Raw genomic sequence first — 15,814 nt, 5'->3', positions numbered from 1 at the left:
TTTCACGTGAAACAGTTTGATGTCATCGTCATCGGGGGTGGCCATGCGGGCAGTGAGGCTGCTGCGGTGTCGGCGCGGATGGGCGCCTCGACCGCACTGATTACGCTGCGCGCCGAGTCCATTGGCGTGATGTCGTGCAATCCCGCCATCGGGGGCTTGGGAAAGGGCCATCTGGTGCGCGAAATCGACGCCATGGATGGTGTCATGGGGCGTGTTGCTGACCGGGCAGGGATTCAGTTCCGGCTTTTGAACCGTCGGAAGGGCCCCGCCGTGCAAGGCCCGCGCGCGCAGGCGGATCGAAAGCTGTATCGGTTGGCAATGCAGGACGTCCTTCGTCGCCAACCCAACCTCTCTATTCTTGAAGGCGAGGTTGTGGACCTCTTGATGGACGGCACCAGAACATCAGGCGTTGTTCTTGGTGACGGCACGAAGGTGATGTCGAAGGCCGTGATCCTGACTGCCGGAACGTTTCTGAATGGAGTCATTCACATCGGGGATCGGCGTCGTCCAGGCGGTCGTGTTGGTGACTCACCGTCTGTTCGTCTTGCGGAGCGTCTGGCCGATCTCGCCCTTCCCCGTGGTCGGTTGAAGACCGGTACACCGCCAAGGCTGGATGGTCGAACCATCGACTGGGATCGCCTTGAAAAGCAGCCCGGCGATGAAGCACCTGTGCTTTTTTCGTTTATGAACCGATCACCAGAGGCAGCGCAGATTTCCTGCGGGATAACCCATACAAATGAGCGCACCCATGAGATCGTTCGCGCCAATCTGACACGATCTGCCATGTATGGCGGCTTTATTGAAGGTGTCGGACCCCGATACTGCCCCTCGATTGAAGACAAGGTGGTTCGGTTCGCGGAAAAGTCCGGTCATCAGGTGTTTCTCGAGCCGGAAGGGCTGGATGACCATACCGTTTACCCAAACGGGATTTCGACATCCTTGCCGGAAGAAGTGCAGGAGGCCTATGTCCGAACGATTGATGGTCTTGAGGATGTCACCATTCTGCAACCGGGCTACGCAATCGAATACGATTTCTTCGATCCCCGAGCACTGAAACAGAATCTGGAACTGCGCCAGATCTCTGGCCTTTTCTTCGCAGGCCAGATCAACGGCACGACCGGCTATGAAGAAGCGGCGGCTCAGGGTCTCGTTGCAGGATTGAATGCTGCGCTGCATGCTCAATCGGCTGACCCGGTGATCCTCAGTCGGCGCGACAGCTATATCGGCGTGATGATTGACGATCTTATCACCCGAGGCGTGACAGAACCCTATCGCATGTTCACTTCGCGCGCCGAGTTCCGGCTGGCTCTCCGGGCGGACAATGCAGATCAACGCCTGACGCCACTGGGTCTGACGCTCGGTTGTGTGAATGAAGATCGCTGTCGCCGCTTTGGCGAGAAGATGGAAGCGATAGCGGCGGCGAAGGCCGTGCTTGAAACGGCCCGACTCTCGCCGCGGGAGCTTGCCCCCCACGGTTTGCACCTCAGCCAGGACGGCGCACGCCGGAATGGGTATGAGATTCTTGCGCTGGGAGAAGAGGCGCGCGCAGTGGTCGAAATGCTGTTTCCAGGCTTTGCCGAATGTCCGACAGAGATCCGTGACCAGGTTGCGGCAGACGCGCTCTATTCCCAGTATCTTCATCGCCAAGAGGCCGATGCGCGCCTGCTGCAAAAGGAGGAAGAGGCAAGGATCCCGGCAGATTTCGATTTTGGGCGGCTTTCAGGGCTGTCAAATGAGCTTTTGACGAAGCTCAATCGTGTTCGGCCTGCCAATCTGGCCCAGGCGGCGCGGATCGAGGGGATGACGCCGGCTGCCCTGACCCTGATCCTGGCCCATCTCCGCAAGGCGGAGCGCGGTCAAACCCTCTCGGCATGACCATGAACACCGCTGCGCTGGACGTTTCACGTGAAACATTGGAGCGGCTGGAACTTCTCCACGCGCTCCTCAAGAAGTGGAACCCGGCAATCAACCTTGTTTCACGTTCAAGCCTCGATCAGGCTTGGGATCGCCATATCATGGACTCAGCCCAGATCTTTTCACTCGGCGCCGACCATGGCCACTGGGTTGATCTTGGAAGCGGCGGAGGCTTTCCTGGACTTGTCGTCGCCTGTATGGCTGCCGGGCAGGATCTGCCCATTCGCGTGACGATGATCGAAGCTGACCAGCGAAAGGCGACCTTCCTGCGACTTGCCGTTGATCAGTTGTCGATAAACGCCAATGTCATTGCGCAGCGGATCGAGAAGGCGTCGCCACAGAACGCCCAGACGGTATCGGCGCGGGCACTTGCGCCCCTGCCACTGCTCTTGTCCTACGCAGCACGGCATATTTCGCCAGATGGCAGCGCAACCTGCCTCTTTCTCAAGGGGGCAAACTGGCGGCAAGAGGTTGAACTTGCTCGAAAAGACTGGCAGTTCGAGCTTCAGGTACATCAAAGCACCACTGACCCTGAAGGTGCAATCCTAGCCGTGAGGTCCATGTCGCATGTCTGATCCTACCCGGCCAAAGCAGCCTCGCATCATCGCGATCGCCAACCAGAAGGGCGGTGTCGGCAAGACGACGACCGCCATAAACCTTGCAGCAGCGCTTGCCGAACTTGGGGCGAGGGTTCTGCTTGTTGACCTCGATCCACAAGGGAATGCGTCGACCGGCCTCGGGGTGGATGTCGCCCAGCGAAAGTTCACCACGTATGATCTTCTGCTCGACGACACCCCTCTTGACGCCGTGATCCAGCAGAGCACCATACCGAACCTTCTCATTTGCCCGGCAAATGCCGATCTCTCCTCGGCCGACATGGAACTTGTGGCAAATGAAAAGCGGAGCTTTCTGTTGCATGACGCTCTGCGCCAGCCGGCGATAGATGCGTTCAATCTCGATTTCATCCTGATCGACTGCCCGCCATCTCTGAGCCTCTTGACGGTCAATGCGATGGTAGCCTGCCACTCCGTGCTTGTTCCGCTTCAATCCGAGTTCTTTGCGCTGGAGGGCTTGTCGCAGCTCATGCTTACGGTTCGTGAAGTTCGCCAGACCGCAAATCCAGGCTTGAGGATAGAAGGTATAGTGTTGACGATGTATGATGGACGCAACAGGTTGAGCCAGCAGGTGGAAACCGATGCTCGGCAGAACCTGGGTGATCTTGTCTTCCAGACCATTATCCCAAGGAATGTCCGCGTGTCTGAGGCGCCCAGTTTCGCGTTGCCCGTTCTGTCCTACGATACGGCATCAAAGGGCTCCGAGGCGTATCGCGCACTTGCCGCCGAACTGGCGTCCCGGCATCCGTTCGCACAAGCGCAGGAGACAGTCTGATGGACAAGAAATCCGAACGCCGCGGCCTGGGCCGCGGTCTTTCTGCACTCATGGCGGATGTGGCTGTCGAGACGGATCCGTTGACGCCAGATCGCCCGCGTCGCCCTGATCTGCTCGTACCCGTCGAAAAGCTTGTTCCGAACCCGAACCAGCCGCGCCGGGATTTTCAGCCTGATGCGCTCCATGAGCTTGCGGCGTCTATCCGCGCCAAGGGGGTGATCCAGCCCCTGATCGTGCGTGCGCTCGCCGATGGGCGGTTCGAGATTGTTGCCGGAGAAAGGCGCTGGCGCGCCGCGCAGATGGCACAGGTTCATGAGCTTCCGGTGATCGTCCGGGATTTCACCGACTCGGAAGTCATCGAAGTCGCGATCATCGAAAACATCCAGCGCGCCGACCTCAATGCAATCGAAGAGGCCCTCGCCTTCCGGCAATTGATGGATCGGTTTGGGCATACACAAGAGAAGATGGCAGAAGCGCTGTCGAAAAGCAGAAGCCATATCGCCAACCTTCTGCGGTTGCTTGCGCTTCCCGAAGAGGTTCAGGCCCATGTCAGGGAGGGGCGGCTTTCTGCCGGGCATGCGCGCGCGCTGATCACAGCGTCAAACGCCGCAGAGTTGGCCCGCCAGGTCATCGCGCGCAACCTTTCTGTTCGTGAGACGGAGGCGCTGGCCCGTGATCCGGAAAAGAAGGGAACCGGGAAGGCAAGTGGTCCGCGGGGACGCTCCGACAAGGATGCCGATACGCGCGCGCTTGAAAATGACCTTTCTGCCAATCTGAACATGCGGGTGACGATTGATCATGCCGGCGTCGATGAGGGCGGCGTGCTTTCCATCCGCTACCGCAGTCTGGACGATCTTGATCTGCTTTGCAGGGCGCTGTCGGCTATGCCTCGGGACGTGTCCATATGAACATGCCAACACCAGCCAGCACGACCCCCTGAAGGGCCAGTAGCCATGGCGCGATGCCGAGCCAGATCGAACCGGCAAAGGCCGCTGCGATGGAAACACTGGCAAGGACCTTTGCCCTCCGCCCGATAGCGCCCCGATCCCGCCACTGACGGATGGGAGGGCCTAGCTGCGGGTGATTGAGCAACCAGTGATGCAGAGTCTGCGAGGATCGTGCAAAGCAGACGGCCGCAAGCAGCAGGAACGGCACCGTCGGAACCAAAGGCAAGGCCGTCCCTGCAATCGCAAAAAGCAGAGCGATCCCACCGCCAAGGGTCCAGAAGATGCGGATCAAGCGATGAGTTCCCTCAAGATGCCATTCAGGACGATCCGCCCGTCATCCGTAGCGGCCAGACGCCCATCTTCGGCTCTAACAAGGCCCAACTCGATAAGGTTCTGCACTTTCCCGGCGTTCAATCGGGCACCGGACAACTGCTCGAACCGCGCCAGATCCATCCCTTCCCGAAGGCGCATCGACATCAGCAGATACTCGATCGCCTGATCCGGACTGGAGATTTCCTCGCGCTGATCTTCACCCGCCTCGCCCCGTTCCAGCGCGGCGAGCCATGCACCAGGCGACCGGGGTGCTACGGTGGCCCAGCGGCGACCGTTCAGGGTCAGCCGTCCATGTGCGCCGGGGCCGATCCCGATATAGTCACCCATGCGCCAATAGATCAGGTTGTGACGGCTTTCCGCGCCGGGGCGCGCATGGTTGGATATCTCGTAGGCTGGCATTCCGTGCTTTGCGCAGACTTCCTGCGTTGCGGCATACATGTCAGCCTGAACGTCTTCGTCCGGTAAACCCCGCAACATACCTCTGGCGAAGCGTTCGGCGAAGACAGTGCCGTCTTCAATGGTAAGTTGGTACATCGACAGATGGTCAACCGACATGGTCAGCGCTTCGGCAAGTTCCGAACGCCAGTCCTCAACCGTCTGGCCCTGCCTTGCATAGATCAGGTCAAAGCTGACGCGATCAAACTCTTTTCTAGCGATATCAAAGGCTTGCTTGGCCTCCTTAACAGTATGCATCCGCCCCAGGCGCCGAAGATCCTCGTCCCGCAGGGACTGAACGCCCATCGAAACCCGATTGACCCCCGCCTCGCGGAACGCACGAAAGCGCCCGGCTTCGACAGAGCCAGGATTGGCTTCAAGCGTGATCTCTGGATCGTTGACCATGGGCCAGGTTGCACGAACCGCATCCAGAATGTCGGCGACGATTCCTGGATCCATCAGTGACGGCGTGCCGCCACCAAAGAAGACGGTTTCAAGAACGCGACCTTGGGTTTCTGCACCGGTCCGCGCGATCTCGCGCCTGTAAGCGTCGCGCCAGCGGAGCTGATCTATGGAGGCGGCGACATGGCTATTGAAGTCGCAGTAGGGGCACTTCGACTGGCAAAACGGCCAATGGATGTAAAGACCAAATCCCCCGGCCCGCCAATCTTCCATTTGCTTCTACCCCCGAAAGGCCGTGACCTCGATCTCCACTTTCATTTCCGTGCGGATCAGTCCGGCAATCACCATGGTCGCCGCAGGCCTGATCTGGCCCAGCGCCTCGCCCAGTGCTGGCACAAGCGCATCAACGAAGGCGGCATCAGTCACGGTGTACTGCACGCGAACGATGTCTTCCATCGTGAAGCCGCCTTGCTCCAGAACATTCCGGATCGTGGCAAAGCAGTTCCGCGCCTGATCCGCTACATCCTCGGGCATCTGCATGGTGGCATAGTCATACCCGGTGACACCGGAAACAAAGCACCAGCCGCCCTTGATGACCGCGCGGCTGTATCCCATCGTTGCCTCGAAAGGCGATCCGGTCGAGATCCGTCTCATGCGAAACACCCCGCTACCAATTTGCGGAAGGCATCCGCACGATGGCTGATCCGGTTCTTTTCCCAGCGATCCATCTCTCCGAAGGTCACGTCGAACCCGTCGGGTTGAAAGATCGGATCATAGCCATGGCCCTGATCGCCGCGCATCGGCCAGACAACCTGACCGGCCATCATGCCTTCAAACACCTCGTCATGCCCATCCGGCCAAGCCATGACAAGCGTGCATCTGAACTGTGCGCTCCGTGGATACGGCGCGTGCCTTGCCTCCAGCTCGGACCAAACCCGCGTCATCGCCATCACGAAATCACGGCCATTGCCCGTCTCCGCCCAATCCGCCGTATAGACGCCGGGCGCGCCATCCAATGCGTCGATCGTGATCCCGCTGTCATCGGCCAGGGCAGGTAGTCCACTGGCCTTGGCGGCGAAATGGGCCTTGATCCGTGCGTTGCCCGCGAAGGTGGTTTCCGTCTCTGCCGGCTCTGCAAGGCCGAGTGCGCCTGCGCCAATCACTGTCACCGAAAACGGTGCGAGCAAGGCGGAAATCTCTTCCATCTTGCCCTTGTTATGGGTGGCAACCACCAACCGGTCTCCGGAGAACCGGCGCATCACAGGCCCAGCGCCGCCTTTTGTGCGCCGACAAGCGTTGCACAGCCGGCTTCGGCAAGATCCAGCAGTTGCCCCATCTCGTCGCGCGAAAAGGTCGCGCCCTCAGCGCTCATCTGCACTTCGATCAGTCTTCCGCGCCCGGTCAGGATGAAATTGCCATCGGTCCCCGCTGTCGAATCCTCGGCATAATCGAGGTCGAGAACGGCCTGTCCCGCATAGATACCGCAGGAAACCGCAGCGACATGGTCGATCATTGGATCGCTCACGATGACACCGGCCTTCAACAGTTTGTCTACGGCCATCTTCAATGCGACCCAGCCACCGGTGATCGAGGCACAGCGCGTACCACCATCCGCCTGAATCACATCGCAATCGATCACGATCTGCCGCTCTCCTAGTGCCGACCGGTCCACGCCCGCACGCAGCGCGCGGCCGATGAGGCGCTGGATTTCCTGCGTCCGCCCCGATTGCTTGCCCGCTGCCGCCTCGCGGCGGGTGCGGCTGTTGGTGGCGCGGGGCAGCATTCCATACTCTGCCGTCACCCAGCCCAGCCCGGTATTCTTCAGGAAGGGCGGGGCCTTGTCTTCGATCGTCGCCGAACACAGCACATGGGTTTCGCCCATCTTGATCAGACATGACCCTTCGGCATGTTTCATTACGCCGACTTCGATTGAAACCGGCCGCATTTCGCTTAGTTTTCTGCCAGAGGGGCGCATCGGATCATCCTTTTTGGGTTAGGGCCAGATATCCAAGGCCGCAGCCCGGATGCAACCCCGATTGACGGCCCGACGCTGGCCCCGATAATGGCCGTGACGAAAGGGTTTCGGAACGATGACAGACGGTTCAAGAATCCTGTCCGAAATGAACGAACGCTCGCGAGAGGTGTTTCGTCGTGTTGTCGAGGGATATCTGGCCTCGGGCGATCCCGTCGGATCGCGCACTCTGACTAGGTCGATGTCCGAAAAGCTGTCGGCTGCGACGATCCGCAATGTCATGCAGGATCTGGAGTTTCTGGGTCTCCTGGACAGCCCGCACATCTCGGCTGGCAGGATACCCACGCAATTGGGGCTGCGGATGTTCGTGGACAGCCTTCTGGAGGTCGGGACTGTCGCCGAAGAAGACCGCGAACGGATTGATGCCACCCTGGGGAGCAATGATCAGGACGTGACCTCGATCCTCGATCACATTGGTGCGGCCCTCTCTGGCATCACGCGAGGCGCATCTCTTGTTCTGGCGCCAAAGGTCGAGGCCCCGATCCGGCATATCGAGTTCGTGTCGCTGTCACAGGACAGGGCGCTCGTGGTGCTTGTCTTTGCGAATGGCCATGTCGAGAATCGCATCTTCACCCCGCCACCGGGTCAGACGCCGTCCTCAATGCGAGAAGCGGCCAATTTCCTGAATGCCTTGGCCGAGGGCAAGACTCTGACGGAGCTTCGCCGGTCGATGACGGCCGAAATCTCGAAACGGCGGCAGGAGATCGATTCGCTGGCTCGGGATCTGGTGGAATCCGGCCTGGCCGTCTGGGAGAATCCCGGCGAAACGTCGGAACGCCTTATTGTTCGCGGACGCGCCAACCTGCTGGAACAGGAATCGACCGATCTCGAACGCATCCGCAGCCTGTTTGACGATCTGGAACGCAAGCGCGACATCGCGGATTTTCTGGAACTCGCCGAAACCGGTGAAGGTGTACGGATTTTTATTGGCTCGGAGAACAAGCTCTTCTCACTTTCCGGTTCAAGTCTCGTCGTTTCTCCCTATATGAACGCGGATCGGAAAATCATCGGTGCCGTGGGCGTGATCGGGCCGACCAGGCTGAATTACGGTCGGATCGTGCCTATCGTGGACTACACGGCGCAGCTTGTCGGGCGGCTGGTGTCCGACCGAGGAAAGTGAAGAAGGCTGAAGGATCATGGCAGACGACAAGACGGTTTCGGAAGAATTCGGCATCGAGCAAGGTTTGGAAGACCTCGCTGCGCTGGATGAGGTCGAGGCTCTTCGGGCCGAGCGCGACGAACTGCGTGACCGTTTCATGCGCGCCCTTGCGGATGCCGAGAACGCGCGCAAGCGGGGAGAGCGGGATCGGCGCGAGGCGGAGCAGTATGGTGGCACACGTCTGGCCCGGGACTTGTTGCCCGTCTATGACAATCTGAATCGCGCGCTGAACGCTGCGACGGATGAGCAGAAGGCTGCGGCCGCTGCCTTGTTCGAAGGCGTGCAACTGACGTTGCGCGAATTGACGAACGTGATGACGCGGCATGGGGTGAAACCCATCACCCCCAAGGTTGGCGACATGTTCGATCCGCAGAACCACGAAGCGATGTTCGAGGCGCCCGTTCCGGGCACGAAGGCGGGTCAGATCATTCAGGTGATGACGGAGGGCTTCCTGCTGCATGACCGGCTGCTGCGGCCGGCGCAGGTGGGCGTGTCTTCAAATACGGGTGCCTGACGGTTTCAGGCTTCCTTTCCGCCACCGTTTTGCGTCGTGGCGGAAAGGAAATTCTGGGCCGGACCCTGGCCTATTTCTTTTTCGGCGGAACGAACCGTTTTGACGTATCCCGGGCGTCGGCCTTCGGTTTTTCGGGACGAGCCTTTGCCGTAGGCTTCGACTGAAAGCCCCCAGATGATGGCTTGCCGCCGGATTTCGGGCGGAATGGCTTGGCATCCGCGCCCGCGTCACGCGGGCGGTATGGCTTTTTCCCGTCGCCCCGCGGTGCGGGCTTTGCGGCACCATCCGGACGCTCGGCCTTGCCTTCGCCTGTCTTCCAGCCGCCTGCCCGCGCTTGGGGCTTTTCCGTCACGGCGCGACCTTCGGCAGCGTGGCTTTTGAATCCTGAGGCGCGGGCTGGGCGATCCGGGCTTCCGCCATGCGACTTGAATCCGGCTGAGCGCGGGCCGGTTCCTTCACCCTTCCAGCGCGGCTTGCGTTCGCCATCCTCGCGCGGGGTATAGGGGCGTTTCTCGCTGCGCAGGGGCAATTCACCCGCGTCGCGCGTCGCAGCAGCCCGTTTTGCTCCATCCGTCTGCCGCTCCGCCCCGGAACGTTCGCCCATCGGGCGCGCGCTGTAGGCGGGCTTGGCATAGGGTTTGCGTTCACCGTCGTCGCGCGGGGCATATGGCTTCTTTGCGCGCGGTTTACGATCATCGTTGTCGCGCGAAACCTGAGCAGGGCCACGGGCAATGGGGGCGCCGCCATCCGGATGCCATGTGCTGCGGGCCGTCATGGGGGCGCTGGCATCTGGCCCTTCGTCTTCTTCGACAATCCTCGGCGGTTTGCCGGAATAGCTCGGCCGTTCGGGTCGCTGCTCTGGCGTGGCACGAGGAGGCGTCCGCCGCTCTGGCCGTTCAGGCCGGGTGAACCCCTCGCGTGGTGCACGCTCCATCGCGGGTTCTCCGTCGATACGGGTCATGACCAAGCCGGGCTCGATTTCCACCTCCTGGCCGAAGCGGGTGGCAACTGGGGCTGCGATCTGGACGAAGGTCACGTCCTGCTGCACGCGAATGGCCCCGATACCATCCTTCGCGATACCGCCGGTTTCGCAGATCTTGGGCAGAAGCCAGCGCGCTTCGGCGCGGCGGGTATGGCCGACCGAGAGGCGATACCAGACCGAGGGGCCAAATTCACCCTTCTCGCGCGGCGGCAGGGCTGCGGGCGGCGGCAGGCTGTCGGACAGCACTTCGGGCGCAGAGCGACCCTCCCGCCACAAGCGCACAAAGGCGGCAGCGACTCGGTCGGCGCCGTAGCGTGCGAGAAGGGCCGTTCCCATCTCGGCCTCTTCTCCGGGGGCGAGTTCCAGAACCGGGTGTTCCATGAGACGCATGTCCTCACGCGCCTGCACTTCGTCGGCACCCGGGGCCTTTGCCCACTCGGCTTCGACTTTCGCGCCCTGAAGCAGGCGCTGCGCTTTCCGGAATTCGGCAGGCGGAACGATCAGTGCCGAAACGCCCTTGCGCCCGGCGCGGCCGGTGCGGCCCGAGCGGTGCAGAAGAGTTTCGGAATTGGACGGAAGATCCGCATGCACGACAAGCTCCAACCCCGGCAGGTCGATACCGCGAGCGGCCACGTCGGTGGCAATGCAGACGCGCGCCCTGCCATCGCGCAAGGCCTGAAGGGCATGCATCCGTTCTGACTGGCTGAGTTCGCCCGAAAGCGCAACGGCCTGAAAGCCGCGATTGGCCATCCGGGCATAGAGGTGGTTCACATTCGCCCGCGTCTTGCAGAAAACGATGGCGGTCCGCGCTTCGTAGAAACGCAGCAGGTTGAAGATCGCATGTTCCTTGTCGCGCGCCTGCACTGACAATGCGCGATACTCGATATCGACATGCTGCTTCGCCTCGCCCTGCGCGACGATGCGCATGGCGTCGCGCTGGAAGGTTCCAGCAAGTTTCTCGATCTCCTTCGGGACGGTTGCCGAGAACATCAGTGTGCGGCGTTCCTCGGGGGCTGCGGCAAGGATGAATTCCAGATCCTCGGCAAAGCCGAGATCCAGCATCTCATCCGCCTCATCGAGAACCACGGCCTTGATCCCCGAGAGATCGAGCGATCCGCGTTCGATATGATCCCGCAAGCGGCCCGGTGTGCCGACGACGATATGCGCCCCGCGCTCCAGCGCGCGACGCTCGTTGCGGTAATCCATGCCACCGACACATGAGGCCAGCATCGCGCCCGCATCGGCATAGAGCCATTCGAACTCCCTCCGGACCTGAAGGGCCAGCTCACGCGTCGGTGCGACGATCAGGGCAAGGGGCTTGTCCGCGAACAAAAGGCGGTCCTGCCCCGACATCACGTCTTGCGAGATGGCAAGGCCGAAGGCGACGGTTTTTCCCGATCCTGTCTGCGCGGAAACAAGAAGGTCACGTCCGGCCAGTCCATCGGCCAGAACGGCGGTCTGCACGGCAGTCAGGGTTTCATAGCCCTTGGCCGTCAATGCCGCTGCCAGAGGCGCGGCAATCATCATGTCTGTCATGTCATTTCCTGAAGGGGCGGCATCTGCGCCCGTGAAGCACCATTTTTCGGCACCTCATTCCCCTTCGCAGGATCGGCCTCCCAAATTGCCGCCTGCCCCGGAATCCGCGGGCCGTCGGCTGGGCATAGGGCAAAACACGGCGCTTGTATACCCGGCTCAGAATCGCAGGCTGTGCAGCAGGTTCAGACCGCTCCACGCGCTTTCGTGTTGTGCCGCCGATGCGGGAATGACGGAAAGGCCGGAAACCACATCGGACCGCCCGCCATCCATTGCCATCGGCCCATCCTGCACGGTGACCGAGATATGCGACAGCGGCCCGCGGATGAGGACGGATTCGATGGTTTCGACCGCCAGAAGCGGCGTGATGGTAACGGGGACAAGCAGTGCGAGCGTGCGGATCATCATGCTGTTGCTCCGGGTCTGGGGACGTGTGATGCATTGCAAGGCCGGTGCCGGACCGCAGCGCCTGCTCCTTATGGAGGCAGAGACACCCATCCTTCCGAACGTGTCCTGGCCTGAACGCGCAGCTCTCTTGACCCTGCGGCCGACCTCGCTAGGCTGCGCGCCACTTCAACGGCGGCCAGAATTCGGAGCGGAACACATGACCCAGCGCCTTCACCTTGTCTTTGGCGGCGAGCTGGTGACGCCTGAGAGGAATGTCTTCCGCGACGTGAAGCAGATCCATATCGTTGGGATGTTCCCCGATTACGCTTCGGCTTTTTCGGCCTGGAAGGCAGAGGCCCAGCGCACTGTGGACAATGCCCATATGCGCTATTTCATCGCGCATATCCACCGGCTGCGGGACGAGGCCCAGTCGGGATCGCCGACCGAAGAACTGGAGGCGTGAGCCCCGCTGTCACATGGCCTATTCCCTCGGCCTGACCCTTTACAATCTGGCCAATCGGCGCGATGCCGGGCAAAGCAGTGACCGCCCGCCCAGGCCGGCCGGTCGGCTGGTCTGGTTGCATGCGCCGGGTGCCGAGGCGGCACGGTCGATGCTGGAACTTGGTCGGCGGCTGGCGGAAGAGGATGGCGTCCAGGTTCTTCTGACCTGTGCCGAAGCTCTGCCGAAGCGGAAGTCGATCCTGATCCAGCCGCCCCCGTCCGACACCCCGCAGGAAGCGCGCGCCTTTCTTGACCATTGGCGGCCCGAGGTTGCGATCTTTTCGGAAGGAGAGATCCGTCCTGCACTGGTGCATGAGGCGATCGAGCGGAAGCTGCCGATGATGATGGTGGCGGGACGCAACCCGATCTTCCTGAAGGAACGGGATGGGTGGTATCCGGGGCTGATGCGTGGGCTTCTTGCGGAGTTCCGGGCCGTCCTGACCGTTGACGAGCCATCTGCGCGGGCCTTCAGGAAGGCAGGGGCCACACTTTCCGCTGTAGAGGTCATGGGAAAACTGGAAGAGGAAAGCGCCGCACTGCCCTGCCTAGAGGCCGAGCGGGACGCGCTTGCGCGCCAGTTTGCGACGCGGCCGGTCTGGCTTGCAGCAGCACTGCCGGAGGCAGAGGAAACGGCGGTCATCGCAGCACATCGCGCTGCCCTGAGGCTTGCGCATCGGTTGTTGTTGATTGTGGTCACGCAGGACCCGCAGCGCAGCCTGCCGTTGGCGCAGCGGATGGAAAAGGAAGAAGGATGGACCGTTGCCCTGCGCGCCGAGGAGCAGGAGCCGGATTCCGAAACCGAAGTCTATATCGCAGATTCCGACAGGGAATTCGGACTGTGGTATCGGCTTGCTCCGGTGACTTATCTGGGCGGGAGCCTCGCCGGTGACGGCTGCATCAGAGACCCTTTGGAGCCAGCGGCACTGGGCTCTGCAATTCTTTACGGACCGCGTCCGGGGCCTTATGGCTCGATCTTCGGCCGGCTTGGCGCTGCCCGCGCTGCCCGCGCCGTTGGATCGCCCGTTGATCTGGCCGAGGCGTTGGGCGATCTGCTTTCGCCCGATCGGGCAGCCCGGCTGGCACAGGCGGCATGGGCTGTGGCATCTGATGGTGCCGAAGTGACGGAACGGATCCTTGAAAAGATCCGTCGCTTGATGGACGGCGAAGAGTGATGCGCCCCCCTGCCTTCTGGTTCACGCCGCCGGATCGCCCTGCTTTGGCTGCGCGCCTTCTGGCGCCTCTGGGGGCGCTTTATGCGGCAGGAACGGCCCGGCGACTGCGCGCAGAGGGGTATAGGGCAAAGGTTCCGGTTATCTGTGTCGGCAATCTGAATGCAGGTGGAACCGGCAAGACGCCGACCGTCATCGCCCTGCTGGAACGGTTCCTGGCCAAAGGGATCAAGGCGCATGTCGTTTCGCGCGGGCATGGCGGGCGGCTGGACGGGCCGGTGCAGGTGCAAGAGCGGACGCATACGGCGGCCGATGTCGGGGATGAACCTCTGCTTCTGGCGGCCTTTGCGCCGGTCTGGGTGGCGAAGGACCGCGCGGCAGGCGTGCTTGCCGCCGAGGCGGCGGGAGCCGGGGTGATCCTTCTGGATGACGGGTTCCAGAATCCTTCGGTGGCAAAAGACCTTAGCCTTGTCGTGGTGGATGCCCGGCGCGGATTCGGTAACGGGCGCTGTCTGCCGGCGGGGCCCTTGCGTGAACCGGTATCGGCGGGCATGGCGCGGGCCGATCTTTTGCTTTCGATCGGGGATGATGCCGCACAGTCTGCGTTTGCGGCGACATGGTCGCGGGCGATCACGGTTCCGCATCTGACGGGCAGATTGCTGCCCCTCAAGATGGGGATGGATTGGGCAGGGCAGCGGGTGATCGCATTTGCCGGGATCGGGCATCCCGAGAAGTTCTTTGAAACTCTGCGGGCAGAGGGTGCCGAAATCATCCGGGCCGTCGCCCTTGATGACCACCAGCCTCTGACAGACGCGCTGATGGCCCGGTTGGAGCTGGAGGCACGTGGTCTGGGTGCCCAGTTGGTGACGAGTGAAAAGGATGCCGTGCGGCTGCCGAGCGCGTTTCGACAGAAGGTCCTGACCCTGCCGGTCAGGTTGCAGTTCGATGATGCAACGGCACTGGATACTGCCTTGGAAAGGCTGGGCCTTTAGCCGAGAACCTCATCCTGATGTTCCCCGAGTTTCGGAGCGGCCCGGTCAAGGGCGAGGTCGGCATCCGAAAAGGTGAAGGGTGAGCGAACCCCGGGGATGCCATCCAGATCGAGGCGGAGCTTTCTGGCGATGACTTGCGGGTCGGCAAAAACTTCGGCCAGGGTGTTGATTGGTCCTGCCGGAACGCCCTGATCTTCGCAGGCCTTCAGAAGATCGGCCTTGTTCCAGCGGGTTGTGGCGGAGGTGATCGCCTCGGTCAGGGAGCGCCGGTTGCGGATGCGGTCGGCATTCGTCAGGTAATCCGGTGCTTCGGCAAGGGCATCAAGGCCGAGGATGGCGCAGAGTTTGCGATACTGCCCGTCATTCCCGGTGGCGAGGATGATCCAGCCATCGGCGCAGTCGAAGACGGCGTAGGGTGCCAGGTTGGGATGGGCGTTCCCCATCTTGGCCGGGGCCGTGCCGGTGGCGAGGTAGTTCATGTTCTGGTTGGCCATGATCGCGGTGGCCACGTCCATCAGCGCCATGTCGATCTGCTGCCCCGTGCCCGTCACCCCGCGCTGGATGAGCGCGGCGAGGATCGCTGTCGCGGCGTAAACCCCCGTAAACACGTCGGTTACGGCGACGCCCACCTTTTGTGGCTGGCCGTCGGTTTCACCCGTGACGCTCATCAATCCGGCCATGCCCTGGATGATGAAATCGTATCCGGCGCGGTGGGCATAGGGGCCTGTCTGGCCGAAGCCGGTGATGGAACAGTAGATCAGGCGGGGGTTGACCTGTTGGAGGGAGGGCCAGTCGAGACCGTATTTTTCAAGCCCGCCGACTTTGAAGTTTTCGATGACCACATCGGCATCGGCGACGAGTTTGCGGACGATGGCCTGACCTTCCGCTGTGCGGAAGTCGCAGATGATGGAGCGTTTTCCACGGTTCGTGGCGTGGAAGTAGGCGGCGGAGCGGTCGCCGTCGCGGTCGATGAACGGGGGGCCCCAGCGGCGGGTGTCGTCGCCCTCGGGTGCCTCGACCTTGATGACGTCGGCACCTAGGTCCGCAAGAGTCTGGCCGGCCCAGGGACCGGCCAGAATCCTTGCAAGTTCAATGACTTTTATGCCGGCCAGGGGCGCGGGCATG

The 15,814-nt window shown here is 61.8% G+C and carries 17 protein-coding genes; 9 read left to right on the top strand and 8 right to left on the bottom strand.

Translation table 11 applies throughout. The features are described 5' to 3' along the window. Positions 1-6 precede the first annotated feature (6 nt). Genes mnmG through C0V75_RS04530 form a run of 4 tightly spaced genes read left to right on the top strand, consistent with a single transcriptional unit; the run spans position 7 to position 4,211 of the window. Positions 7-1,875: a tRNA uridine-5-carboxymethylaminomethyl(34) synthesis enzyme MnmG gene (mnmG, locus tag C0V75_RS04545; protein ID WP_173861029.1), complete on the top strand. Its 1,869-nt coding sequence runs from the start codon at positions 7-9 to the stop codon at positions 1,873-1,875. Next, on the top strand, positions 1,872-2,489 hold the full coding sequence (rsmG, locus tag C0V75_RS04540; protein WP_101919667.1) for a 16S rRNA (guanine(527)-N(7))-methyltransferase RsmG: 618 nt from the start codon (positions 1,872-1,874) through the stop codon (positions 2,487-2,489). Before mnmG ends, rsmG begins: the two co-directional genes overlap by 4 nt. Further along, on the top strand, positions 2,482-3,303 hold the full coding sequence (locus C0V75_RS04535; RefSeq protein WP_101919666.1) for a ParA family protein: 822 nt from the start codon (positions 2,482-2,484) through the stop codon (positions 3,301-3,303). Before rsmG ends, C0V75_RS04535 begins: the two co-directional genes overlap by 8 nt. Beyond that, a complete protein-coding gene (locus C0V75_RS04530) occupies positions 3,303-4,211 on the top strand; it encodes a ParB/RepB/Spo0J family partition protein (protein WP_101919665.1) in 909 nt (302 codons plus the stop codon). Before C0V75_RS04535 ends, C0V75_RS04530 begins: the two co-directional genes overlap by 1 nt. Here C0V75_RS04530 and C0V75_RS04525 read toward each other — a convergent pair. The 5 genes from C0V75_RS04525 to rph are packed head-to-tail and all read right to left on the bottom strand — an operon-like array spanning position 4,186 to position 7,395. Further along, the gene (locus C0V75_RS04525; protein WP_254216367.1) at positions 4,186-4,542 is read right to left on the bottom strand and encodes a YbaN family protein; all 357 of its coding nucleotides are present in this window, start codon (positions 4,540-4,542) and stop codon (positions 4,186-4,188) included. The genes C0V75_RS04530 and C0V75_RS04525 overlap by 26 nt on opposite strands. Then, a complete protein-coding gene (hemW, locus tag C0V75_RS04520; protein WP_101919664.1) occupies positions 4,539-5,693 on the bottom strand; it encodes a radical SAM family heme chaperone HemW in 1,155 nt (384 codons plus the stop codon). The genes C0V75_RS04525 and hemW overlap by 4 nt, the downstream gene beginning before the upstream one ends. Before the next feature lie 6 nt (positions 5,694-5,699). Beyond that, a complete protein-coding gene (locus tag C0V75_RS04515) occupies positions 5,700-6,074 on the bottom strand; it encodes a RidA family protein (RefSeq protein WP_101919663.1) in 375 nt (124 codons plus the stop codon). Then, positions 6,071-6,682 carry an RdgB/HAM1 family non-canonical purine NTP pyrophosphatase gene (rdgB, locus tag C0V75_RS04510; RefSeq protein WP_101919662.1) on the bottom strand — a complete coding sequence of 204 codons (612 nt, stop codon included), beginning with the start codon at positions 6,680-6,682 and terminating at the stop codon, positions 6,071-6,073. The genes C0V75_RS04515 and rdgB overlap by 4 nt, the downstream gene beginning before the upstream one ends. Then, positions 6,679-7,395 (bottom strand): ribonuclease PH, encoded by a 717-nt coding sequence (gene rph, locus C0V75_RS04505; protein WP_101919661.1) that lies wholly within the window; start codon positions 7,393-7,395, stop codon positions 6,679-6,681. Before rph ends, rdgB begins: the two co-directional genes overlap by 4 nt. 115 nt (positions 7,396-7,510) lie before the next feature. Here rph and hrcA point away from each other — a divergent pair, with 115 nt between their 5' ends. Then, positions 7,511-8,572, top strand: a complete 1,062-nt coding sequence (gene hrcA, locus C0V75_RS04500; RefSeq protein WP_101919660.1) for a heat-inducible transcriptional repressor HrcA — start codon at positions 7,511-7,513, stop codon at positions 8,570-8,572. Between the two features lie 16 nt (positions 8,573-8,588). Then, the gene (locus tag C0V75_RS04495) at positions 8,589-9,125 is read left to right on the top strand and encodes a nucleotide exchange factor GrpE (RefSeq protein WP_101919659.1); all 537 of its coding nucleotides are present in this window, start codon (positions 8,589-8,591) and stop codon (positions 9,123-9,125) included. A gap of 70 nt (positions 9,126-9,195) precedes the next feature. On the opposite strand, the gene C0V75_RS04490 is transcribed toward C0V75_RS04495, so the two are convergent. Together C0V75_RS04490 and C0V75_RS04485 are read right to left on the bottom strand one after the other, a co-directional pair. Then, entirely contained in the window at positions 9,196-11,643 is a 2,448-nt protein-coding gene (locus C0V75_RS04490; protein WP_101919658.1) for a DEAD/DEAH box helicase, read from the bottom strand. 156 nt (positions 11,644-11,799) lie between these two features. Then, positions 11,800-12,048, bottom strand: a complete 249-nt coding sequence (locus C0V75_RS04485; protein ID WP_101919657.1) for a hypothetical protein — start codon at positions 12,046-12,048, stop codon at positions 11,800-11,802. A gap of 196 nt (positions 12,049-12,244) precedes the next feature. Here C0V75_RS04485 and C0V75_RS04480 point away from each other — a divergent pair, with 196 nt between their 5' ends. The 3 genes from C0V75_RS04480 to lpxK are packed head-to-tail and all read left to right on the top strand — an operon-like array spanning position 12,245 to position 14,689. Further along, positions 12,245-12,490, top strand: coding sequence for a DUF4170 domain-containing protein (locus C0V75_RS04480; protein ID WP_101919656.1), 246 nt, complete (start codon positions 12,245-12,247; stop codon positions 12,488-12,490). Positions 12,491-12,503: 13 nt separating this feature from the next. Next, positions 12,504-13,700, top strand: coding sequence for a 3-deoxy-D-manno-octulosonic acid transferase (locus C0V75_RS04475; RefSeq protein ID WP_101919655.1), 1,197 nt, complete (start codon positions 12,504-12,506; stop codon positions 13,698-13,700). Further along, complete coding sequence (lpxK, locus tag C0V75_RS04470) at positions 13,700-14,689, top strand: tetraacyldisaccharide 4'-kinase (RefSeq protein WP_101919654.1); 990 nt, start codon at positions 13,700-13,702, stop codon at positions 14,687-14,689. Before C0V75_RS04475 ends, lpxK begins: the two co-directional genes overlap by 1 nt. On the opposite strand, the gene C0V75_RS04465 is transcribed toward lpxK, so the two are convergent. After that, a complete protein-coding gene (locus C0V75_RS04465) occupies positions 14,686-15,813 on the bottom strand; it encodes a CaiB/BaiF CoA-transferase family protein (RefSeq protein WP_101919653.1) in 1,128 nt (375 codons plus the stop codon). The genes lpxK and C0V75_RS04465 overlap by 4 nt on opposite strands. Position 15,814: the final 1 nt, after the last annotated feature.

Origin of the sequence: Tabrizicola sp. TH137 (assembly GCF_002855575.1) — a bacterium.
GTDB lineage: Bacteria > Pseudomonadota > Alphaproteobacteria > Rhodobacterales > Rhodobacteraceae > Paragemmobacter.
This window is presented reverse-complemented; position numbering and strand designations above follow the sequence as displayed.